The organism is Sulfuriflexus mobilis, from assembly GCF_003967195.1.
Lineage (GTDB): Bacteria > Pseudomonadota > Gammaproteobacteria > AKS1 > AKS1 > Sulfuriflexus > Sulfuriflexus mobilis.
In genome coordinates, this window is record NZ_AP018725.1 from 2,600,001 (window position 1) to 2,621,503 (window position 21,503).

The 21,503-nt window shown below is 54.8% G+C and carries 21 protein-coding genes (1 of these 21 only partly in view); 9 read left to right on the forward strand and 12 right to left on the reverse strand.

Features of this window, described 5'->3' with window-relative positions; translation table 11 throughout:
* The 3 genes from EL386_RS12915 to tyrS form a co-directional block, all read right to left on the reverse strand.
* On the reverse strand, positions 1-1,247 hold the 5' portion of the coding sequence (locus EL386_RS12915) for an MASE3 domain-containing protein (protein ID WP_126456643.1). The gene continues 1,474 nt to the left of window position 1, outside the view; the window shows 1,247 of its 2,721 coding nt (coding positions 1-1,247); it begins with the start codon at positions 1,245-1,247; its stop codon lies off the left edge, out of view.
* A gap of 25 nt (positions 1,248-1,272) precedes the next feature.
* Positions 1,273-1,641, reverse strand: coding sequence for a response regulator (locus EL386_RS12920; protein WP_126456644.1), 369 nt, complete (start codon positions 1,639-1,641; stop codon positions 1,273-1,275).
* A gap of 389 nt (positions 1,642-2,030) precedes the next feature.
* Positions 2,031-3,221 carry a tyrosine--tRNA ligase gene (tyrS, locus tag EL386_RS12925; RefSeq protein WP_126456645.1) on the reverse strand — a complete coding sequence of 397 codons (1,191 nt, stop codon included), beginning with the start codon at positions 3,219-3,221 and terminating at the stop codon, positions 2,031-2,033.
* 155 nt (positions 3,222-3,376) lie between these two features.
* Between tyrS and EL386_RS12930 the strand changes: the two genes are divergently transcribed.
* Complete coding sequence (locus EL386_RS12930; protein ID WP_197722092.1) at positions 3,377-4,768, forward strand: OapA family protein; 1,392 nt, start codon at positions 3,377-3,379, stop codon at positions 4,766-4,768.
* 27 nt (positions 4,769-4,795) lie between these two features.
* Positions 4,796-5,908 carry an anhydro-N-acetylmuramic acid kinase gene (locus tag EL386_RS12935; RefSeq protein ID WP_126456646.1) on the forward strand — a complete coding sequence of 371 codons (1,113 nt, stop codon included), beginning with the start codon at positions 4,796-4,798 and terminating at the stop codon, positions 5,906-5,908.
* A gap of 840 nt (positions 5,909-6,748) precedes the next feature.
* Here EL386_RS12935 and EL386_RS12940 read toward each other — a convergent pair.
* From EL386_RS12940 to EL386_RS12950, 3 genes are all read right to left on the reverse strand, one after another.
* On the reverse strand, positions 6,749-7,906 hold the full coding sequence (locus EL386_RS12940; RefSeq protein WP_126456647.1) for a citrate synthase: 1,158 nt from the start codon (positions 7,904-7,906) through the stop codon (positions 6,749-6,751).
* A 139-nt stretch (positions 7,907-8,045) separates the two neighbouring features.
* Positions 8,046-8,387 (reverse strand): iron-sulfur cluster insertion protein ErpA, encoded by a 342-nt coding sequence (gene erpA, locus EL386_RS12945; RefSeq protein WP_126456648.1) that lies wholly within the window; start codon positions 8,385-8,387, stop codon positions 8,046-8,048.
* A gap of 80 nt (positions 8,388-8,467) precedes the next feature.
* On the reverse strand, positions 8,468-8,905 hold the full coding sequence (locus EL386_RS12950; protein ID WP_126456649.1) for a bactofilin family protein: 438 nt from the start codon (positions 8,903-8,905) through the stop codon (positions 8,468-8,470).
* A gap of 218 nt (positions 8,906-9,123) precedes the next feature.
* Between EL386_RS12950 and EL386_RS12955 the strand changes: the two genes are divergently transcribed.
* Together EL386_RS12955 and EL386_RS12960 are read left to right on the forward strand one after the other, a co-directional pair.
* A complete protein-coding gene (locus EL386_RS12955; RefSeq protein ID WP_126456650.1) occupies positions 9,124-10,056 on the forward strand; it encodes a L,D-transpeptidase Cds6 family protein in 933 nt (310 codons plus the stop codon).
* Positions 10,057-10,062: 6 nt separating this feature from the next.
* Positions 10,063-11,274 carry a L,D-transpeptidase family protein gene (locus EL386_RS12960; protein ID WP_126456651.1) on the forward strand — a complete coding sequence of 404 codons (1,212 nt, stop codon included), beginning with the start codon at positions 10,063-10,065 and terminating at the stop codon, positions 11,272-11,274.
* On the opposite strand, the gene EL386_RS12965 is transcribed toward EL386_RS12960, so the two are convergent.
* The 3 genes from EL386_RS12965 to argC are packed head-to-tail and all read right to left on the reverse strand — an operon-like array spanning position 11,256 to position 13,911.
* Complete coding sequence (locus EL386_RS12965; protein WP_197722093.1) at positions 11,256-12,140, reverse strand: M14 family murein peptide amidase A; 885 nt, start codon at positions 12,138-12,140, stop codon at positions 11,256-11,258. The two genes, EL386_RS12960 and EL386_RS12965, sit on opposite strands and share 19 nt — an antisense overlap.
* Complete coding sequence (locus EL386_RS12970) at positions 12,137-12,883, reverse strand: DUF6776 family protein (RefSeq protein WP_126456652.1); 747 nt, start codon at positions 12,881-12,883, stop codon at positions 12,137-12,139. The genes EL386_RS12965 and EL386_RS12970 overlap by 4 nt, the downstream gene beginning before the upstream one ends.
* Positions 12,880-13,911 (reverse strand): N-acetyl-gamma-glutamyl-phosphate reductase, encoded by a 1,032-nt coding sequence (argC, locus tag EL386_RS12975; RefSeq protein ID WP_126456653.1) that lies wholly within the window; start codon positions 13,909-13,911, stop codon positions 12,880-12,882. The genes EL386_RS12970 and argC overlap by 4 nt, the downstream gene beginning before the upstream one ends.
* A gap of 664 nt (positions 13,912-14,575) precedes the next feature.
* Between argC and EL386_RS12980 the strand changes: the two genes are divergently transcribed.
* From EL386_RS12980 to EL386_RS13000, 5 genes are read left to right on the forward strand one after another with little or no spacing between them, the layout of a single operon-like run.
* Positions 14,576-16,297 carry a chloride channel protein gene (locus tag EL386_RS12980; protein ID WP_126456654.1) on the forward strand — a complete coding sequence of 574 codons (1,722 nt, stop codon included), beginning with the start codon at positions 14,576-14,578 and terminating at the stop codon, positions 16,295-16,297.
* 47 nt (positions 16,298-16,344) lie between these two features.
* Positions 16,345-17,031, forward strand: coding sequence for a DUF4126 domain-containing protein (locus tag EL386_RS12985; protein WP_126456655.1), 687 nt, complete (start codon positions 16,345-16,347; stop codon positions 17,029-17,031).
* 24 nt (positions 17,032-17,055) lie between these two features.
* On the forward strand, positions 17,056-17,583 hold the full coding sequence (locus EL386_RS12990; protein WP_126456656.1) for a peroxiredoxin family protein: 528 nt from the start codon (positions 17,056-17,058) through the stop codon (positions 17,581-17,583).
* A 1-nt stretch (position 17,584) separates the two neighbouring features.
* Positions 17,585-18,010 carry a protoporphyrinogen oxidase HemJ gene (gene hemJ, locus EL386_RS12995; RefSeq protein WP_126456657.1) on the forward strand — a complete coding sequence of 142 codons (426 nt, stop codon included), beginning with the start codon at positions 17,585-17,587 and terminating at the stop codon, positions 18,008-18,010.
* 57 nt (positions 18,011-18,067) lie between these two features.
* Positions 18,068-18,358 (forward strand): oxidative damage protection protein, encoded by a 291-nt coding sequence (locus EL386_RS13000; protein ID WP_126456658.1) that lies wholly within the window; start codon positions 18,068-18,070, stop codon positions 18,356-18,358.
* A 107-nt stretch (positions 18,359-18,465) separates the two neighbouring features.
* On the opposite strand, the gene EL386_RS13005 is transcribed toward EL386_RS13000, so the two are convergent.
* The 3 genes from EL386_RS13005 to EL386_RS13015 form a co-directional block, all read right to left on the reverse strand.
* Positions 18,466-19,752: an ATP-grasp domain-containing protein gene (locus tag EL386_RS13005; protein WP_126456659.1), complete on the reverse strand. Its 1,287-nt coding sequence runs from the start codon at positions 19,750-19,752 to the stop codon at positions 18,466-18,468.
* 79 nt (positions 19,753-19,831) lie between these two features.
* Positions 19,832-20,224, reverse strand: a complete 393-nt coding sequence (locus EL386_RS13010; protein ID WP_126456660.1) for a HesB/IscA family protein — start codon at positions 20,222-20,224, stop codon at positions 19,832-19,834.
* A 125-nt stretch (positions 20,225-20,349) separates the two neighbouring features.
* Entirely contained in the window at positions 20,350-21,489 is a 1,140-nt protein-coding gene (locus tag EL386_RS13015; protein ID WP_126456661.1) for a porin, read from the reverse strand.
* Positions 21,490-21,503 lie beyond the last annotated feature (14 nt).

A 21,503-nucleotide genomic window follows, 5' to 3' on the forward strand; every position in this document is an offset into this window, starting at 1 on the left:
CAGATCAATTGCCCTTCGACATTGATCATACACATGATATTCGTCAGTGCACTGGTGACAGCGTGTTGCCGTTTAAACATATCGGCCATCCTGGCCTGTGCCTGCCTTAATTCATGTTCGGTTTTCCTTAACCGGCTCACGTCCCGGATCACCTGTACCATACCGCCCGATTCATCTGCGCCAGAAATGGGCGCCAGGGTATAAATAAAACATCCCTGAGCATCTTGGTGCTCTACTTCCAGGTAATCCAGTGGGCTTTCGTTTTCTATGTGTTCACAAATCGGACATTCGGCCTTTGCTGCAAAGGCCGAATGAAACAAGGTGTGACAATCCTTGCCCAGCAGGGCCTGTTCGTTTTTTCCCGTCATCTGGGCTGCGGCCTTGTTTACCTGCCGGACAAGTCCTTGCCGGTCGACGACAATCGTCGCATCCGGCACGGCATCAAATGTACTCGCCCCTCGCGCCAACATGGTGAACGGTTCACTCAGGGTATAACGAATGACGGCAACAAAAATAAGCCAGTAAGAAACAAACTTCAGGATATGCCCCATCGCGTTAGACAGGTCATAGACCCCCACATAGAAGGTGAAGGCGATTTCGGCCAGGATCGTCAGCAACATTGAGGCAATCATCAAATAGACGACTTTGGCCTCCAGCAAGCTACGTTTTTGCCAAACGTGCACAATCGCCAGGGCTATGATGGCAATGATCAGGTATTCACTGTATATCTTGAACGCTGTGAGACCGGTGCCCTCAATATAACCCGAAGGGAAATGACCAAACCAAACGGAAAGAAAAATGCCCAGGGCAAGCATGCCAATGCCGGAGAACACCAACTTTCTATGCAGGGGCATGGAGAGGAAAAGCGGCGCCATGAGTAATGTCCCGGCCTCAAGAAATCTTGCACCGAGCCAGAATTGAACGGACAAGTTTGCCCCGGCGTTGTCGAAGGTTGACATACCCTTGTATGCCAGTGCGTGGGCCAGGTCGATCACCCCAACCCAAAAATAACCACAACCCAGAAACATTAAATAACTATTCCTGGTAAATGGGTACGTATGCCACGCCACCAAGCCAACCAGCATCGCAATGATTATGGCAAAGAATTCTGCCAGGGTGTGAAAAAGAAGAAAATTCTGAAGTAGCGATAGCAGTAACACAATCGCTATGACGAACGGCGCGGCGATAAAAAACAGCCTGTCACCGCGAAAATTTTTATTTCTCTGCTTGGCAATATCGGTATCCATACCCTTAAGCTGTGCTGTGCTTAGCTTACTCCCGGCGTTCAGAGAGATATCTTTCTACCACCGCGACAAAAACTTCGACCTCAAAGGGCTTGGATATATAACCGTCACAGCCTGCCGCCAGGATAGCCTCCTTGTCGCCACTCATCGCCTTGGCAGTTAAGGCTACAATCGGCGCACTGACGCCGGCAGCCTTGATGCGTCTTGTTGCCTCGATGCCGTCCATACCAGGCATTTGTATATCCATCAGGATGAGATCAAAATTATCCGCAGAGGCGGTATTAACCGCCTCTTCACCACTTGTTACCTGAACAGTTTCATGGCCGGCATCTTCCAGGAGAAACCTGGCGATATAAAGGTTGTGCTCGTTGTCGTCAGCGATCAATATCTTGCTCAAAACACTACTCCCCTCAGTAATGAAGCATTAGCAAATAACCAGGCGCATCAACAAGGAGACTCTCCCCATTGATACTAGACGCACACGTAGCAAAATAATTTCATCTATAAAGCCTTGCCGTTCACAAGGCCCCTGAACCATTACACGACCCTTGGATAAAACCCTGTATTTTTTGCGAGTTATTATTAAATTTGTGTCAACGTCTCCACAGTACCCTTCATAGTCGCTAAGAGTATTGTAATCATAGGATATTTATTGACATGTAACAGGGGCTCACTGTGTTTTCTGCGCACACAAACTAAAATAATCTTATTTAATAATAAGATAGATGTGGATAAAGACCGCTGCTTTTGTCCCCAGCCCGGTATGTGTAACCGGACAATCAACCCTCAGGAAAGCATAATGCGTGCAAAACGGCGTTTCCCCACCTGGAAAACGTGACTAGTACCCGCCACCAGTACCCGCTTCGGATCTGCCACACGCTCGCCGTCCATTTTCACCGCACCCTGTTTGAGCATGCGCATGGCCTCCGAGGTGCTCTTGACCAGTTCGGCCTCCTTGAGCAGGTTGGCAACGGGCGTATCCGCTGGCAGATTGAACTCGGGCATTTCATCCGGCATCGCGCCCTTTTGAAAACGGGCAATGAACGTCTCACGTGCCTGTTCGGCGGCATGGTGGTCATGAAAACGCGCAATGATCTCCTCGGCGAGCAGGAACTTGATATCACGCGGATTGGTGCCCGCCTCAATATCTTTTTTGAATTGTCCGATCTCATCCAGTGGACGGAAGCTGAGTAATTCAAAATAACGCCACATGAGGTCATCCGAGATTGACATGATCTTACCGAACATCTCATCCGGCGCATCACTGATACCGATGTAGTTGTTCAGTGACTTCGACATCTTCTGCACGCCATCCAGACCTTCCAGGATTGGCATGGTCAACACCACCTGCGGCTTCTGGCCGTAGGCCTCCTGTAGCTGGCGACCGACGAGCAGGTTGAACTTCTGATCCGTACCACCGAGTTCGACATCGGCCTTCATCGCCACCGAGTCATAGCCCTGGATCAGCGGGTAGAGGAATTCATGGATCGCAATCGGCTGGCCGCCACTGTAACGTTTGTTAAAGTCATCACGCTCGAGCATGCGCGCGACAGTGTGCTTGGCGGCCAGCTGGATCAACTCACTGACATCCATGCCGTTCATCCAGCTCGAGTTGAACATGACCAGGGTCTTTTCCGGGTCCAGTATTTTGAAAATCTGTTGCTCGTAGGTCCGGGCATTTTCGATCACGTCATCACGGGTCAGTGGCGGACGTGTCGCGCTCTTGCCCGTCGGATCACCAATCATGCCGGTAAAGTCACCAATCAGGAACATGACCTCGTGACCCAGGTCCTGGAACTGCCGTAGCTTGTTGATCAACACCGTGTGGCCCAGATGCAGGTCCGGGGCGGTCGGGTCAAAACCTGCCTTAATGCGTAGGGGCTTACCGGAGGCCAGGCGCTCCTCAAGCTCTTTTTCTACCAGTATTTCTTCCGCGCCGCGCTTAATCAGCGCCAGGGATTCCGCCAGCGAAGCCATGCCTACCTCTCTATATAGGTCACTACCACAAAATTTCAGGCGCAAGGGTACCACAGGCAATACCCTGCACGCAGGCTGGTAAAATAATGCCCCTATTGACCGATACTTATATAACCGCTATGGTTAGCAGGATATTAAAAAGTGACTAAATTTCCGTGGATTACCGTTCATTCATAAAGCGTGACTATAAGTCACATGAGCCAGACCAGCGCCGATTGCCTAAATACCTGTCATGGCGCCGGCGGCATATCGTCGCTTTTGCTGTCTCGGTCAGCCTCGGCGCCCTGTTGATCACCGCCGCACCCTTCGAGGCCGAGGCCACCCGCCACGAGGGGCTCGGCGCTGACGATATGCCGATTACCCAGTCACTGGCGCTGCCACAGGCCCAGAAAGACAGTAAACCGTCGATTGTTCGTGCCCCCGCCATCACACCTGCCGAGCAGGAAACCACGGCACAGACCAAGGTCAAACGTGGTGACACCCTGGCCGCGATCTTTGCCCGTTACAAGCTCTCGGCCACCGAGCTACACAACATCATGGCCCTGGGCAAACCCACCCGTGACCTGCGCTATATAAAACCCGGTGATAAAATCCACCTGCGCCGTGATGCTGATGGCAAACTGCTGGAACTGACCCACGAGAAGAACCGCCTCGAATCGTTGCGCGTCACCCGCGCTGAAAACGGCTTCCAGGCCAAGCAAATCCGACGTCAGCCGGAAACCCGTATTACCTATGCCACCAGCAAGATTGATAACTCGCTGTTCGAGGCCGGGCAAAAGAACGGTCTGCCACAGGCCATTATTATGGAACTGGCCGGGATCTTCGGCTGGGATATCGACTTTGCCCTCGATATTCGCCAGGGTGATGAGTTCCGCCTCGTCTACGAAGAGCAATTCCTCGATGGTGAGAAGATCCGCAACGGCAATATCCTTGCCGCCGAATTCGTCAATCAGGGCCGTAGTTATCGGGCTGTGCGTTACCAGGCCAAAAACGGTCGTGCCGATTACTACACCCCGAGCGGCCAGAATATGCGCAAGACTTTCCTGCGCAGCCCGGTCGATTTTCGTCGTATCAGTTCGCGCTTCGGTAAACGCCACCATCCGGTGCTCAACCGTATGCGTCTGCACAAGGGTGTCGACTATGCCGCCGCGCGCGGCACGCCGATTCGTGCCACCGGGGATGGCAAGATCATCTTCCGCGGTCGTAAGGGTGGCTACGGCAAGACCGTGATCATCCAACACGGCAGCCAATACAGTACCCTGTATGCCCACATGTCCTCGTATAACCGCAAGGCCGGCAATGGCAGCAAGGTCAAACAGGGACAAATTATCGGTTATGTCGGGGCCACCGGCCGTGCCACCGGGCCACACCTGCACTACGAGTTTCGTGTTCATGGTGCGCACCGCAATCCGCTCACGGTCAAACTGCCCAATGCAGCGTCGATCAACAAAACCCTCAAGGCTGATTTTCTTGAACAGACCCGTGGCTTGATCGCACAACTTGATGGCTTGCAGCGTATTAACGTTGCCCTTGCCGAAACCCGCTAAGTCCCAGCACATCAAGGAGGACACAGGATGGCTGAGCTTTATATCGGTCTCATGTCCGGCACCAGCCTTGATGGCATTGATGCGGTCCTCGTCGATTTTTCAGCCGACAAACCACAACTGCTCGTCGCGCATAACACCCCCCTGCCGGCAGACTTGCGTAAGAACTTATTGGCACTGAATCGCCCGGCTGCCGGGGAGATTGCACGCATGGCACAGGCCGATGTCGAACTCGGCAGGCTGTTGGCACAGACCGTCAAGCAATTGCTGGCCCTGCACAATATTGATAACACCCAGGTCCGGGCCATTGGTAGCCATGGCCAGACCATCCGCCATAATCCGGATGCCGATGTCCCCTATACAGTGCAAATCGGCGACCCCAACACGGTTGCCGAACTCACCGGCATCACTACTGTCGCGGATTTTCGCCGCCGTGACCTGGTCGCGGCGGGTCAGGGCGCACCGCTCATGCCTGCCTTCCACGCTGCCTACTTGCGCGTCAATGATGCCAGTCGTGTGATCGTCAACATTGGCGGCATGGCCAATATCACCCTGTTGCCGTCCCATCCGAATAAGGCCGTAACCGGCTTTGATACCGGCCCGGGTAACGTGCTCATGGATGGCTGGTATCAACGGCATCAAAAGGGCCGCTATGACAAGGGCGGCAAATGGGCCGCCAGCGGCAAAACCGACCCCGCCTTCCTGCAGCGCATGCAAGGCGACAAGTTCTTCAAGCTCGCCCCACCCAAGTCCACCGGCCGTGATCACTTCGATATGCGCTGGCTGGACAGACTCATCAAACGTCACGGCAAACGCCTGCAACGCAAACATGTGCAGGCGAGCCTCTGTGAGCTCAGCGCCTGGAGCATTGCCACTGCGATCAACGAATACGCGGCCGATGCCCACGACGTCATTGTCTGTGGTGGTGGCGTGCACAACACCGCGCTCATGTTCCGCCTGCAGGCCCTGCTAAACGGCAGACAGGTGTTATCCAGTGAAGATTTCGCTATCGACCCAGATTATATGGAGGCGATTGGTTTTGCCTGGCTGGCAAAACAAACCATGGATGGCAAGCCGGGCAACCTGCCTTCGGTAACGGGGGCGCGGCATCCTGTGGTGTTGGGTGGGATTTATTCTGCTTAATTTTGGTGTTTCTTTAAAGAACTTTTAAGTTTTTTAAGAACGGCTGTTCTTTCCGCGCCGGCGCGGTGCGTGTGTCTTTTCTTTGCTTGCCAAAAGAAAAGGCACCAAAAGAAAGGGCACCCGGATCTCACGCCCTTCGGGTTCCCTGCGTTTCTCGACAAAGCAGGCGCTGCGCGCTCACAGAACCCTAACGGGTTCATTATGAGTACCCTAACCTTTGTGCCAAAGGTTCAGGGCAACTCGCGCTGTGCTCCGCACTCTTTAGCGCTCAAACAGTGCTCGCTATGATCCTGCTTTGTCTGCGATGCTCGGCGAGAGATAACGGGACTTTAAGGGCGCTTTATAAAAAACCAATTCATAGCAATGAACTTGCTCTTTACCTTAAAACCCCTTCGGGTTTCTCCCTAGAATCTCTTCGAGCTTCATCAGGGATTCCCTGCTCTTGCTCCGCAAGTTCTGGTTATTAGGTATTTCCTACGCTTCGCTACGGTCATCCCCTTCGATGCAGCCGAGCCGCGCAGGACATTTCCGGATAGTCACGTGCAGTCGACCCCGTTTGTAGGCGCGACCGTAGCAACGCGAAGGTTACATTAAGCCGTTAAACAAACGGGCGGAGTTCTGCGTGTGCCGGAAATTTCTAAGCAGTGAGGGGACTTGTTTATTCAGTGATAACTGAATAAACAAGCAAATCGTGGGGCGTGCTTTCTTTGGTTACTTTCTTTGCACGAGCAAAGAAAGTGACACGCGCCCAGTGGGCGTGTAAGAAACAACTGTTCTTAAAAACTCAAAAAGCCTTTAATAAAAAACAAATAAAAAACCCGGCAATGCCGGGCTTTTCACTTATCTCTTATCCAGCGAGACATACTCACGTGATGGTTCACCGGTATAAACCTGTGTCGGTCGGAAAATCCGGTTACTGCCTAACTGTTCACGCCAATGCGCCAGCCAGCCGGCTGAACGGGAGATCGCAAAAATAGCCGTAAACTGGTCGGTCGGTATACCCATTGCCTTATAGAGGATCCCGGAATAGAAATCGACATTGGCATAAACACCCTTGCTCGCCAGTCGTTGCTCTGCCGCCTTTTCAACCGCCATGGCGATTTCAAAGCTTTTATTGGCCTCATCATCGCGTGACTCAAGCAGGTCTTTAACCAGCTTCTGCAAAATAGTAGCGCGCGGGTCCTTGGTCTTGTATTCGCGGTGCCCCATGCCCCAGATCACTTCTTTATTATCCAGCTTACGTTCAACGTACTCTTCGGCCTTATCCGGCGAGCCAATCTCATCGAGCATTTCCAGCACACGCTCATTCGCTCCGCCATGCAGAGGCCCGGATAATGTCGCAATCGCCGAGGCCATCACGCTATTAGGGGTTGCCAGCGTCGAACCACTCACCAGCATGGAGAAGGTTGAGGCATTGATCGTATGCTCGGCATGCAGGATCAAACAGACATCAAGAATGCGTGCCATCTCAGGCTCAGGTACCTTGCCAGTCAGCATGTACAGGAAATTCTCGGCATAGGTTAAATCTTCACGCGGTGGAATCGGGTCATAGCCATTACGGATGTGTTCCCACATCGCCACAATGGTCCCCATGCGGGCAATGATCTTGACCGTCATACTGTGCACGTAACCAAGGTCATTACAGACATCACTACCCGTCAGACACTCATTCCCCGGATAGAACATACCCAGGCTAGCGACGGCCGTTTGCAGCATCTCCATCGGGTGGCCGGTGGAAGGCAAGGTCTTCATCAGTTCACGAATATGGTACTGGACAACACGGTTACGACGTAACTGGTGATCAAAGTTTGCCAGTTGGCTGCTGGTCGGCAGCACCCCGTCAAGGAGTAACAGGGTGGTCTCTTCAAAGGTACTGTGTTCGGCCAGTTGTTCAATGGAATACCCGCGGTACGAGAGTATCCCCCGCTCACCATTGATATCAGAAATATTCGATTTTGTGGCAGGAACGCCTTCCAGGCCCGGCAGGTATTCGTTCATGTATTTGGTCCAGATTTCGTCACAAGGTGGTAAGCATACCAAAAAAACCCTGTGCTGACGCATTAACCCTGTAACGACAAGGCGGGAACCTGCTAGCAGGTTCCCGCCTTGTCAGGGAAATTATTATTAATTCAATTCGTTATACTGAGAACGAGGAGCCGCAACCACAGGTCGTGGTGGCATTGGGGTTATCAATGGTAAAACGTGCGCCTTCCAGGTTGTCGATATAATCGACCGTACCCCCCTCGAGGTACTGGATACTCATTGGGTCAACGACCAGGGAAACACCCTCGGTCTCAACAATGAGATCACCGTCATTCACGTTTTCATCGAAGGAAAAACCATACTGGAAGCCTGAGCAACCACCACCGGTGATATATACCCTCAGTTTCAGGTCGTCACGACCTTCATCTGCCATCAGCTTCTTCACCTGATTGGCCGCATTACTGGTAAAACTTAGTCCTGAACTTGCCGCAGTCATGATGACACTCCGCTAAAACCAATGACGCTATATATTAGCACTTCATGAATTACGGACAATACCTATCCCGAGTGTTTTAGTCAAGAACTCTCGGCCAATTGCGTGGGGGCGGCCGGATTACTGCTCACCTTGACCGCGCTCACTGACTGGCGCGCATCGGATTCATGCACAAGATTACCGTTGACCTCGGCACCCATGGCCATCTCGATCAGCTTGTAATAAACATTACCATTAACGCGGGCATGGCTGGCCAGTTCCACACCCTGGCTGGCGTGTACATCACCATTCACCGTGCCATTCAAACTGATATGCGGGACACGCACTTCCCCTTCAATCCGGCCATGTTCACTCAGGCGCAGCACTGACGAACTGCCCTCTTCTGCGCTCACATTGCCGCGGATAACACCGTCTACATGCAAGCCGCCGCTGAAGTGGATATCGCCCTGTATCTCTGTATTACGGCCTACCAGGGTTTCAACCTTCATAGAATTGCGTTTTTTACTGCCATTTCCGAACATGAGAATCTCTACTCCCGAATCACGAGGGCACCCCCGCCATATTATCTAACCATAATCACATTATGCGCCTTTCGGTCACTGTCGCAAGTACTCTCTGCGAGGGCTGTTAAATACTTCACATTAAAGAATATTTACTCGTCTACTGGCCAGTAGGGCTTGTCTTGTGTCACAATTTATCATTAACTTAGTCAAGTATATGGTTAACAAGTGTTCAAAGAATGAAAAAACGATATTTTCTGTATTTATTACTGGCCCTCAGCCTGCCCGTCCAGGCGGACCTGCAGGAGGCCCGCAGCCTGCTGGAACAGGGTCGTCCCGCGGATGCCCTCCGTGAGGTCGAGCTGCAGCTGGCCGGGCAACCAAAGGCATTACAGGCGCGTTTTCTGCAGGCACAGCTACTCGATAAACTGGGGCGCGACAAGGAGGCTATTGCCGTCTACGAGGACTTGAGCCACGACTACCCGCAACTGCCCGAACCCTATAACAATCTTGCTGTGCTCTATGCGAAACTTGGCGAACACAACAAGGCCCGCGATGCCCTGCTCAATGCCATCAACACCCATCCCAGTTATGCCACCGCCTATGAAAATCTTGGCAATATTTACACCAAGATGGCCATAAGCGCCTACAACAAGGCCCTCGAACTAGGTAAACAGAAACAACCTGCGCCGATCACACTGGCGACGATTGAACGTATTCAACAGGTCAGCGAGGCCCCTGTCGTAGAAACCAAAACTGCCACGCCAGCCCCGGCATCCCCCCCCCTCGCCGTCTTACCCCCGGTTATCGCCCAACCGATAAATATCGATGACGAGGTCAAACTCCTCGTCGATACCGTCAACGGTTGGTCCAATGCCTGGTCTGCCCAGAATGTCGATGGCTACCTTGCCTATTATGCCCCGGCATTTATGCCCGCCAATGGGGTATCGCGAAGACGCTGGGAGCAACAACGCCGACAGCGACTCCGTTCACCGCGTTTCATTCGCATCACTATCAACGAACCCGAAGTCAAGATCCTCGGCAGCACCACCGCACGCATGGTGTTTGAGCAAGGCTATGAATCTGATCGCTTCAAGGATGCGGTGAAAAAGGTGCTGTTGATGGAAAAGATCGAGGGTCAGTGGCAAATCCTGCGCGAGTATAATAGCTGATGCCTTATGATCACCGTGAAGACTAACCACCAAGCCGGCATTCGGCCCTTGCTCACAGGGCTGTTGCTTTCTGTGTTGTGCTGGCCCGTCAACGCCGACACCACCTCTCATGGAAACAGTTACGAGCACTCGCTGATTCAAAGTCTTGATGACCTGTCACAGCAACGTATCGAACCGGCCTTTGCGCGAATAGAAAAACTCGTTGAAGACAATCCCAGCTTTCGTCTCGCCCAGCTGATTTATGCTGACCTGCTGATGGCCAAGGCACAAACACCGACCGATTTTGGCGCCCACCCGAAAGCCCCGAAGGCAGAATTGAAAGGCCTGCGTGACGAGGCACGTAAACGTTGGCAACACTATTTAACGCCCCGTCAGCCTGACACACTGCCGGCCAGCATGATCCAACTGGCCCCGGAAACCAAACACGTCCTGTTAGTCGACCTGAACCATTCACGCCTGTACATCTTTAAAAATAATAAAGGCAGCCCTGAGCTGGTTGATGATTACTATATCTCGATTGGCAAGCGTGGTGCCGACAAGCTGGTGCAGGGCGACAAAAAGACCCCTATCGGGGTGTATGCCGTCACCCGTTTTATCCCGGATCAAAAACTCCCAGACTTTTATGGCTCAGGGGCCTTCCCGATCAACTACCCCAATCACTGGGATCGACGCCTCGGCAAAACCGGCTACGGCATCTGGTTACATGGCACCCCCATCGACACCTACAGCCGTCCACCCCTTGCCAGTGATGGCTGCGTGGCGATCAGTAATGATGAGTTCACCAAACTCAGACCGTTTGTCGAAATACGTCAGACGCCGGTGATCATCACACAAGAGGTTAACTGGATCCCCCGCGCCGAATGGCTACAACGCCAGAAATTTTTCTCTACGTTGCTTGATGGCTGGGAACAGGATTGGGAGAGTAAAGACAGTAAGGCCTACCTCGCCCACTATTCACACCAGGACTTTAGCAGCGGCAATTACAACTACAAGCGCTGGGCAAAACATAAGAATCGTGTAAACCAGGCCAAACAGTACATCGAGGTTGAGCGTTCGGTGGTGAATGTCTTCACTTATCCCGGGCAGGAAAATATGCTTGAGGTAACCTTCGAACAGCGTTATCGCAGCAACAATTACAATAACAATAGTTATAAGCGCCAGTACTGGAAGAAGGAGGTCGATGGCCGCTGGCGCATTATCTATGAGGGTCCGGCCTGATTATCCGCTGCGGTCGCCGGGGCCAGTAATTGTTCACGACGCGGCGTATTCTTTTTCAGCCAGCGAACCAGGTCCGTCCAGATATGACTGATCTGTTGCTTGCTTGGCATGATCCCCGCGTGAGGTAATTCAATCGTGATCACCGGGATATTATTCTCGACACCCGCATAATTCCCCAACGAACCCGGATAGGCACCCAGCAGATTCAGATAGAGATGCCCGAGGCGTTTCGGTGGACGTGGCGGCCCATCGAAATCCAGCACGCCATAGGGGGCATGCACGGCGACGATGGCATCCGGTTTAAATTCTTCAATCAGACCATACAGCCAGCGTGACTCCGGCTCACTCAGGGGCAGCTTGCCGGGGTAACGACGAGGATTACGATGGGTACGTTTAACCCAGTAGTGCTCGGCCTCCTCAACCCAGTTACGTGTCGGGAAATTGCGATTCAGGTCGACACCATTGGCGTTCATGCGCATGGACTTACGCTGTAACAGGCCATCCGGGTTCAACAGGGGCACCACCTTCCAGTGAAACAGACCTGAGTGATGCTGGTTCAGGGTCTTCATCCACTTGAACACCACGCTCACGGATGAGTATTCATCGCCATGAATGCCCCCCACCAGTAACACACGAGACTGCGGTACACGTGTTGCGACAGGCGGGTATTCTTTCATCAGGATAGGGGTGTGCTTAATAGAACTTGCACCACTCAGTACGAGTCCGCTATCACACTCGGCATATTTGACACTGGCCAGTTTGTTGGCGATACGCTGGCAGACCTGCTCGATTCCCGTCTCCGCCATGGCCGGACTGGCACTGAACGCACCGAGGAGAAAGAGGCCATATAGATTTTTCAGGTTCACAGGGCTGATATCTTCAAGGCGCCACTGCCACTGCTACTGATACCACCTGACCAGCTAAAGGTCTTGTCCAGCGTAACGCGGTTCGAGACGAGATTGATATTGACCCGGCTGGGCACAAAGCCCTCCGGCAGGATCAAATCTCCCTCAAAGCTCTGGAAATATTTGAACTTGAACGGTAGCTTGCCAATCTTCTCCACACTGATATCCGACAGCAGCAAGGTACGGAGCTTACCATCCTGCACGCCCTCCAGCTGTATACTCGCTTCGCCACGCGTAACACGATTATTCTTGATCACCTGTGTCAGTACCAGCTTGTAACGATAGGCGTTTTTCTGTGCAGCGGGTTTGATCTGAAAACGCTGGATACGCAAACCACGCGCGGACTCACGCGGGGCGACGATACTCCGGTAAAAGGCCACCTCTTCCTTCAATTCCAGTATCTCAGCCTGCAGATTACGCAACGACTCATCCACCTCGGAATAGGCACGCTTTTCGATCTCGCCACTGCGTTGTCGGGAAATCAGTTTCTGCCGCAGACCATCGAGTTCACTGTTGAGTACAGCGATCTGGTCATGCATGACCTCACGCTCATTCTCCAGAGAGGTGAAGTCAAAATTGGCACGCGAACGACCGTAGTCGTAAATCAAAAAGCCACCGACAATCACCGCAAACACGAGTGCCGCGATCAGGATGCCACGCTTGAGCGGGTCATGCTCACTGACAATGAGTTGAGGTGACTTCATGGCAGCAAGGCAATCCCGTTAAGCCCGGTCTGTTCATCCAGACCAAACATGATATTCATATTTTGTACCGCCTGACCGGCGGCGCCCTTGACGAGGTTATCGATCACCGACAGCACTACCACCGTATCACCAGCCTGTGGCCGGTGTACCGCGATGCGGCAGGTATTGATGCCCCTCACGGTGCGTGTCTCGGGGTGGCCGCCGGCCGGCAGGACATCGACAAAACCTTCACTCGCATAGCGCTGCTCAAACAGAGCCTGCAGGTCGACATCCGTGGCCTTCAGGGTCGCGTACAGGGTGGCGTGAATACCGCGGGTCATCGGCATCAGATGCGGTACAAAGGTCAGGTCAACACCCCCAGCAGCAGCGAGCTCCAGGCCCTGGCGGATCTCCGGCTGGTGACGATGACCCGGCACGGCATAGGCCTTGACGCTCTCGTTGACCTCGCTCATGAGGATGCCGACGGCCGCCGAGCGCCCGGCGCCACTGACCCCGGACTTGCAGTCAGCAATCAAACGCCCGGTATCGATGAGACCCTGCTCGATCAGGGGCAAAAAGCCCAGTTGTACTGCGGTCGGATAACAGCCCGGGTTGGCCACCAGACGTGCCCCACGCACGGCCTCACGGTTGATCTCAGGCAAACCGTAAACGGCCTCGGCGACAAGCTCCGGACAGGCATGTGACATGCCATACCATTGCTCCCACACACCAATATCCCGGATGCGGAAATCGGCGGCCAGGTCGATGACCTTGACCCCTGCCTCGAGCAGGGCCGGGGTATGTTGCATGGCAATGCCATTCGGCGTAGCGAAAAACACCACGTCACAATCGCTCAACGAGGCCGCACTGGGGTCACTGAAGCCTATCTCCACATGGCCGCGCAGGTTGGGGAAGATATCGGCCACCGCTGTCCCCGCCTCGGCACGCGAGGTAATTGCCTGCAGCTCGACGTCAGGGTGCATCGCCAGCAGGCGCAGTAACTCAACGCCGGTGTAGCCGGTACCACCTACTATGCCTGTCTTGATCATCGCTCTCGTACTCCAAACCCGCTGCCTACAAAGGAACCCGCATAATAAGGACTGCGGCCCACCGAGTGAAGCCCCAGTCTCCCCTTACACGGGCACCACACCGAAAAACAGACAAAAAAAAGCGGCCGAAGCCGCAGAGTCTGCATAGTATTGTTATTATTATTAGGTTGTTGTTATTGTTAGATTTTAAATCTTAAAAAAAATAATCTTTAAAAAACTGCCACGTACTTCTACGTGTGGGCGCCAATTTAGCGAATTACTCAGACAGGGTCAAGTTATTGATTTTATATTACTTTATAAGGATATCCTTATTTAGCTCATGGTGCGGCCGGTGCGAGCCCCTATCAAGAAAGCCATCGATTTCCGGTCAGAAAATCATAAAGACCTAATGAGAAATGGGAGTTGTGTGTGCAAGTCTTGTGAGCCTTGTTGTGTAGTATTTTTAGATCACCACAGCGGCATGACATCGGCCTATTCAGGTAATAAATGATTTAACCCCTGCTCAAATACTGTTTGGTCATTAATGAAATGAGACTTTTATTACTTTGGTGAATGAACCGAGCAATATCAAATAACTGCCCATGTCAGGTAAAACAGATTACCCACCTATGCAGCATGGGCTCTGGCATAATCAGGGCATGCTGATGGATGGAATCCCCGCGACATGAACCGCTGGCTTGATAACTTGCGCCTGCGACTCGCCAGTGTTGATGCACTGCTGCTGCTTGCCGCCCTCGGCCTGATCGTCGGCCTGTTGGCCGGGGGGGTGACGCTGCTGTTTCGCCTGCTCGTCGAGGTACTGCAAGGCCGCTTCCTCGCCCACCCGGAAGGCTACGAGGCCCTCGGCTGGCAGGCCCGCCTGTTCCTGCCCCTCGGGGGCGGCGTGGTTATCGGCGTGGTCCTGCAACTACTTAAACAGGAAGACCGCAGCACCGGCATCGTCCACGTTATGGAACGTCTGAATTACCACGAGGGGCACTTACCGCTGCGAAATATCCTTGTGCAGTTTTTTGGTGCAGCCACCAGCCTGGTCAGCGGTCACTCCGTGGGCCGTGAAGGCCCGAGCGTGCACCTCGGCGCCGGCAGCGGCAGCGTATTGGGACAAGTCTTGCGGCTACCGAATAACAGCATCCGCAGCCTGGTCGCCTGCGGTGCGGCAGCGGCCATTGCCGCCTCCTTTAACACCCCCCTGGCCGGCGTGATCTTCGCCATGGAGGTGATCCTGCTCGAATACACCCTCAGCGGCTTCGTACCGGTGATCCTCGCTGCGGTCAGCGCCACAGTCTTGTCACGTGCCGTCTATGGTGCCGACGCCGCCTTTAGCGTGCCTGCCTTTGAACTCGCCTCACTACTGGAGATGCCCTGGATCCTGGTCATGGGCCTGGTCATCGGTGGCATCGCCGCCAGTTTTAACGGCCTCCTGAATCGCATCACCACACTCAGCAGCCAATGGCCCATCCTGGTCCGCTGCAGTCTCGGCGGCCTGCTCACTGGCCTGCTTGCCTTACTCGCGCCCGAGATCATGGGGGTAGGCTACGATACGATCACGACGGCCATGCTTGGGCAGTTGGGGATCGGTGTGCTGGCCAGCATCTTGCTGCTTAAGCTCATCGCCACCGCCCTGGCGATTGGCCTCGGCATCCCCGGCGGGCTGATCGCCCCCTCACTCGTCCTCGGCGGCATGGTCGGTGGTATAGCCGGCATTACCGGCGCGCACCTCATGCCCGGGACAATCGGTGAAAGCGGCATGTACGTCATGATAGGCATGGCAGCCATGATGGCGGCGGTCCTCAATGCGCCCCTGGCGGCCCTGCTGGCCCTGCTCGAGCTGACGGGCAATCCGAATATCATCCTGCCGGGCATGCTCGCCGTGATCACCGCGACCCTGACGCATAGCGAGTTATTTGGCCGTCAGTCGGTCTTCATTATGCTACTGCGAGCCCGTGGCCTCGACTATCGGCATAATCCCTTCGCCCAGGGCCTGCGCCGGATCGGTATCGCCAGCCTCGCCGACCACAGCTTTGTCCGCCATGCCCAGGCGATCACGACTGAACAAGCCAGAGTACTGCTCACTGAACCACCACGCTGGGTGCTTGTCGAAAACGAGCAAGGCCCCGTTGCGCTACTACCCGGAGGCGACCTGGCCCATGCGCTCGAGGTGGCCAGTGAGGGGCAAACACTGGACCTGCTCGCCATCCCCGGCCAGCGTCTGCAACTGACCGGCATACATCAGCAGGCGACCTTGCAGGAGGCCATGGGGCGACTCGATGCCGAGCAGGCCGAGGCGCTCTATATATGGCGCCCCAGTGCCCCGCAGATCCTGCGCATCGAGGGCGTGGTGACCCGCGAAGCCATTAATAAGGCCTGGCGGGGGGTGCCGGGATAAGGCAGACAGGCTAATATAGCTACCACCCTTACAACAGGATAAAGCCGATGGATGTCGCTGCAACCGATCTTGTACAAACCATTGCCCTGACCATGGGTGTGGCCTGGGCCAGTGGGATTAACCTCTATGCCGCCCTGTTCATGCTTGGCTGGATGGGCAGTAGCGGCAACATGACACTACCTGCCGATATGCAAGTACTCACTAACCCCCTGGTAATGGGTGCCGCCGGCTTTATGTATTGCGTGGAATTCTTTGCCGACAAGACCCCCGGTATCGACACCGGCTGGGATGCCATTCACAGTTTTATCCGTATCCCCGCCGGGGCCATGCTCGCCGCGAGCGCGGTCGGTGATGTCGGCCCCGGAGTAGAAATCGCCGCCGCCATCCTCGGCGGCACACTGGCCACTGGCTCCCACCTCACCAAGGCCGGTAGCCGCGTGCTCATCAACACCTCGCCCGAGCCTTTCTCGAACTGGGTGGCCTCGGTGACCGAGGATGCCCTAGTCATCGGCGGCCTGTGGACGGCCCTGAATCACCCGTGGCTGTTTATTCTCTTGCTGGTCCTGTTCATCGCCCTGATGATCTGGCTGTTGCCGAAACTCTGGCGCGGCATTAAGGGTGTGCTCCGTTTTATCGGTCGTGTGCTCGGCATCGTCAAAGACCCTCCCGAGGCAGTCGCCGCGGAGACGGCACCGAAACAGGCCGAACCGGTAGCGCACCCCCCTGACAACTAAAACTTCAATTAAAGACGTGATCCCATGAAAGCTAAAGATTCCCTCATAGCATTGGTCGTACTCGCCCTCCTCGGGCTGCTCGGCTATCTCTGGTTTGCCCCGGCCGGCCTGCGCCAGGCCCCGGATATCCACCTGACCACCCTCGACGGCGACAAGCTGGCGCTCAATGACCTGCGCGGCAGACCCGTGCTCATCACCTTCTGGGCCACCACCTGCCCCGGCTGTATCAAGGAGATGCCTCATCTCGTCGAACTGCACAACGACTACAGCCAACAGGGTTTCAAGCTGATAGGCATCAGCATGCCCTATGACCCACCGAACCAGGTCTATGAACTCGTCAAACGCCGCGGCCTGCCTTATACCATTGCCCTCGACATCAATGGCGAGGCGACCCGTGCCTTTGGTGATATTCGCCTGACCCCGACCACCTTCCTCATCGCCCCGGACGGCCGCATTGTGCAACACACGATCGGTGACCTGGACATGGCGGCCCTGCGCGCCAGGATAGAGGCCATGTTGCCGACACGGGTTTCATTACGGGGAAATCACTAACATGTTATGGCTCAAGGCCTTTCACCTCATCTTCATGGTGACCTGGTTCGCCGGCTTGTTTTACCTGCCACGCCTGTTCGTCTATCACGCCATGAGCGAGGATGCCGTTAGCAACGCACGCTTCAAGGTCATGGAACGCAAGTTGTTCTTCGGTATCATGACCCCAGGCGGCATTATCACCATCGCCCTTGGCCTGTGGATGCTTTATGACTATTCCTGGCAGGCCTACGCCAACAGCGGCTGGTTACAGGGCAAGCTGGCCCTGGTCGCCGTTCTCATTGCCTACCATATCTACTGTGGCAAATTACTCCTCGACTTCCGTCACGACCGCAACCACCACGGCCATGTATTTTATCGCTGGCTAAACGAATTCCCCGTATTAATCCTGGTTGCGGTGATCATTCTGGTGGTCGTCAAACCGTTTTGATAAGGCTATAATCGCCAACCCGAATTGAAACAACTCCGGCAAGAAGGAAATAGAGTCATGGCAAAAATGGTGCAGTGTGTGGTCCTCAAGCGCGAGGCAGAAGGTCTCGATAGCCCTCCTCACCCGGGCGAACTCGGGCAACGCATTTTTGAGAATGTTTCCGCCGAAGGCTGGACCCAGTGGCTGGAGCGCCTGACCACAATCATGAACGAGAATGGCCTGAGTACGGCTGACCCCCGCAGCCTGCAGGTCATCGAGACCCACATGCGTGGCTTCTTCTTTAATGAAGGCGATGCCGGTCAACTGCCTCCCGGCTACAGCGCCGGTGGCGGTGGTGGCAAAAAGTAAGCCTTCTCAAGGCTTCGTTTGAAAGCATCTTAAAGGCTCAACGCAAAGAAACAGATTGCTCTTCTATCGGCCAGGAACACTGTCTTTTCGATGTCAATGCGTTGAATTTAAGACCTTGCGTCTCGCCGGTCTTCGATACCAAATAATGGTGCGGTAACAATCGTTAATTTGGCATGCGCCGCTCGCAGGGCCTGCTCGGCCTGCGGCGCATCCTCGGCGACGGCATAAATAAAACCGAGATAACTCGCGCCATCCGGCACCGGTACCAGTTCGTGACCTTCGCGCACGCTGATGACCAGCTCCTCAATACCCTCAACGGCCTGTGCCGCCAGGGTGCCTTCGACGCGTCGCAGGATCCCGGCCTTTGGGATCGGTATCATCAGGACCCCCGCCCCGCCGCTAAATTCTTTTTGTGGAATGACCTGCCCCAGTGCCTGCGCGATCACCAGGGTTTCCAGACGCTGACCGGTGGCCAGTTCCACCAGGCGCGCGCACTCACCGCCTATCGTGCGTGCCGCCACCTCCATGACCCAGAGCTTACCTTCTGCATCCATGCGTAACTCGGCATGCACCGGCCCCTGTTGCAGCCCATAGGCTTGGCAGGCGGCGGCTACGGTTTCATGCGCGGCCTGTTGCAAGGCTATCTCATGGCGCGAGGGGGTGATGTAATACGTCTCTTCAAAATAAGGGCCTTGCAAGGCATCCGGCTTGTCGAACAGGGCCAGCTGTTGCAGCAGGCCCTTATCCAGCATGCCTTCATAGGCGACCTCGAGCCCCTCTATATAGTCCTCGACCAGCACATAGCGCCCTTCTTCTTCGTCTTTGGTATCGCGCAGGAGGGTCTCGATACGCGCAGCGGCCTTGAGCAGGCCCTCCTCATCATCGACCCGGATCACACCACGACTGGCCGACATGGCCAATGGTTTTAACACGCAGGGATAACGCACCGCATTGATCTGCCCGGCTAAAGAGTGGTGCAAATCGAGTTGAAAATGCGCCGGCACCCTGACACCGGCCGACTGCAGGCAGGCCCGCGCCTTATCCTTGCGTCGGGCGATCGCGGCGGCCCCGGGTGGATTGTGCGGCAGACCAAGGGCCTCTGCGACCTGGCTGGCCAGTTCAACGCTGTGGTCATCACTACCCATGACAGCGTCAAAGGGTGTCGCGAGGTGGACGCTATGTAGCAAGGCAATGGCCGCATCGGGGTCGTTAAAATCGATATGCAGGCCTTCACTGATGGCGGACACCAGCGAGTGTTTACCGGCCGAGGCAATCGTGACCTCAACACCCAGTTCTGCCGCTGCCTGCAGGTAGGGCGCGATACGGTAGCTATTATGGGGGGCCAGCAACAGCAAACGCCGGGCCAATGACGAAATATTTTGAGACTGACTCATATTAAACGGTACACGATAAAAAACGGGGCCAACTCACAATAAGGAGTGGCCCCGCTCTCAATCTTTTCAGGCTACCGGTTTAGGCGCAACCACCGCCGCCACTACCACAACCACCGCAGGAACCACTGCCACCGGTTGAGGCAAAGACATTATTAAACACGAAGCTCGCGCCGTTCATGCCGTTTTCAACATAATCAATCTCGACACCTTTCAGGTAATTGTGGGCAAACGAGTCAACGAAGATCTGGAAACCTTCGGCCTGCATGACCTTGTCGTGATCGAAACGTTCACCGGTAAAGGTCATGCCATAGGTCATGCCACTACAACCCCCGCCGGAGACAAAGACGCGGACCGCGGTAATATCATCGTCATCAACATCGGCAAACAGTTTGGCCATGACCTCCGTCGCAGCCGGTGTCAGGCTAATGTCTTCACTGGTTAACTGGTCTGAAAAATCTATTGCTGCACTCATCGCTGTTCTCCATCTCTCTGCCGCCTGGTGGCGACATTTTTCAAGCATTTATGTGGCCTATTGTACGCCTGTTTGCCCGGCTGAAAAGGCCTAATTCATCCCTATAAACCGTCCGGACAAATGACTTAAAACTTATAGGTATAACGCAGGTAATAATCGACATCGACACGGTCTTCCGCCGCACCGTTCTGGCGATCAATGTCCTCGCGGTGACGCAGGCGTGCCTCAAAACTCTGTTTCTTGGCGATCTTCCATTGATAACGTGCCTCAAGGAGATTGGTGTTACTACGGAAATCCGGTGACAACAGGTAACCGTCTCCGGCACGACCCAGCACAATACCCACGCTGTGCTTCGGTACGATATCGATAAAGTTAAAGGTCAGCTGACCGGCAAGGCCATCGGCACGGCCCGAGGTGTCCGTGCGTACTGCCAGTGCCGTCGGGCGGTTCGGCGCATAACCCAGTTCACCGGCGAGCATGAACTTCATGCCGCTATTGCCCAATGGCCAGCGTGCCGCCATGCGACCGACCACGGCCCAGTAATCATCGATACGTCCGGTGACATTTCCGTCCACGCGCAGGGCATCGGGCAAATAGGTGACGTCGATGCCACGCTGCACGACCGGCCCCCACTGCTGCTTGTTTTCCAGGGCAACAAAGTAACTGGCCCGGCTGCCTTCTTCGGTGAAGGCCAGCGGGCTGCGCCGCACCTGGGTCGCACCGGCCTGTGGGTTGTACTGCACGATGCCGTGCACACCCCAACCGTTGCCGGCCTGGTATTTCACGTAAACGCCATCGGTCCAGGTGATATCGGTATTCGGGCTGTCATTACGATCCAGCGACTTTTTCGCCACCCCCTCGAGTTCGAACTTGGTCTGCATACGACCGACACGCACCTGCCATTGTTTGCTCGGCCGATAGTTCAAATACAGTTCATCGATGGTCGAGTCCCCGCGACGCAGGCCATCATCGGAAGGGATCGAGGAGAAAAACTCGAAATGGTTGTGATTGCGATCATCGGTGGAGTAACGCCCTGCCGCGCGGACCTTGGCGCTCAAGGTATCGGTCAGCTCCCCCCCTAGCCCGACACGCAGGCGCAGGCGGAATTCATCCGTCGTATTTTGACTGCCATCACGATCCTCTCGGTCACTAGAAAAGAATCCCGTACGAATATCGCCTGAAATATCGACAGGTGAACCGGCACTCTCGGCCAGGGCAAAAGAACTCGTCAGGCAGAGCAGCGACAGCATTGTGGTACGTAACATGGTAAATGCCCTAC

Coding starts and splice junctions, on each gene's coding strand:
- EL386_RS12970 (WP_126456652.1), bottom strand. CDS start 12,883: ATGAAGTCACCTCAACTCATTGTCAGTGAGCATGACCCGCTCAAGCGT.
- EL386_RS12950 (WP_126456649.1), bottom strand. CDS start 8,905: ATGTTCGGAAATGGCAGTAAAAAACGCAATTCTATGAAGGTTGAAACC.
- hemJ (WP_126456657.1), top strand. CDS start 17,585: ATGTTATGGCTCAAGGCCTTTCACCTCATCTTCATGGTGACCTGGTTC.
- tyrS (WP_126456645.1), bottom strand. CDS start 3,221: ATGGCTTCGCTGGCGGAATCCCTGGCGCTGATTAAGCGCGGCGCGGAA.
- EL386_RS12990 (WP_126456656.1), top strand. CDS start 17,056: ATGAAAGCTAAAGATTCCCTCATAGCATTGGTCGTACTCGCCCTCCTC.
- EL386_RS12955 (WP_126456650.1), top strand. CDS start 9,124: ATGAAAAAACGATATTTTCTGTATTTATTACTGGCCCTCAGCCTGCCC.
- EL386_RS12985 (WP_126456655.1), top strand. CDS start 16,345: ATGGATGTCGCTGCAACCGATCTTGTACAAACCATTGCCCTGACCATG.
- EL386_RS12935 (WP_126456646.1), top strand. CDS start 4,796: ATGGCTGAGCTTTATATCGGTCTCATGTCCGGCACCAGCCTTGATGGC.
- erpA (WP_126456648.1), bottom strand. CDS start 8,387: ATGACTGCGGCAAGTTCAGGACTAAGTTTTACCAGTAATGCGGCCAAT.
- EL386_RS13005 (WP_126456659.1), bottom strand. CDS start 19,752: ATGAGTCAGTCTCAAAATATTTCGTCATTGGCCCGGCGTTTGCTGTTG.
- EL386_RS13010 (WP_126456660.1), bottom strand. CDS start 20,224: ATGAGTGCAGCAATAGATTTTTCAGACCAGTTAACCAGTGAAGACATT.
- EL386_RS13000 (WP_126456658.1), top strand. CDS start 18,068: ATGGCAAAAATGGTGCAGTGTGTGGTCCTCAAGCGCGAGGCAGAAGGT.
- EL386_RS13015 (WP_126456661.1), bottom strand. CDS start 21,489: ATGTTACGTACCACAATGCTGTCGCTGCTCTGCCTGACGAGTTCTTTT.
- EL386_RS12940 (WP_126456647.1), bottom strand. CDS start 7,906: ATGAACGAATACCTGCCGGGCCTGGAAGGCGTTCCTGCCACAAAATCG.
- EL386_RS12980 (WP_126456654.1), top strand. CDS start 14,576: ATGAACCGCTGGCTTGATAACTTGCGCCTGCGACTCGCCAGTGTTGAT.
- argC (WP_126456653.1), bottom strand. CDS start 13,911: ATGATCAAGACAGGCATAGTAGGTGGTACCGGCTACACCGGCGTTGAG.
- EL386_RS12960 (WP_126456651.1), top strand. CDS start 10,063: ATGATCACCGTGAAGACTAACCACCAAGCCGGCATTCGGCCCTTGCTC.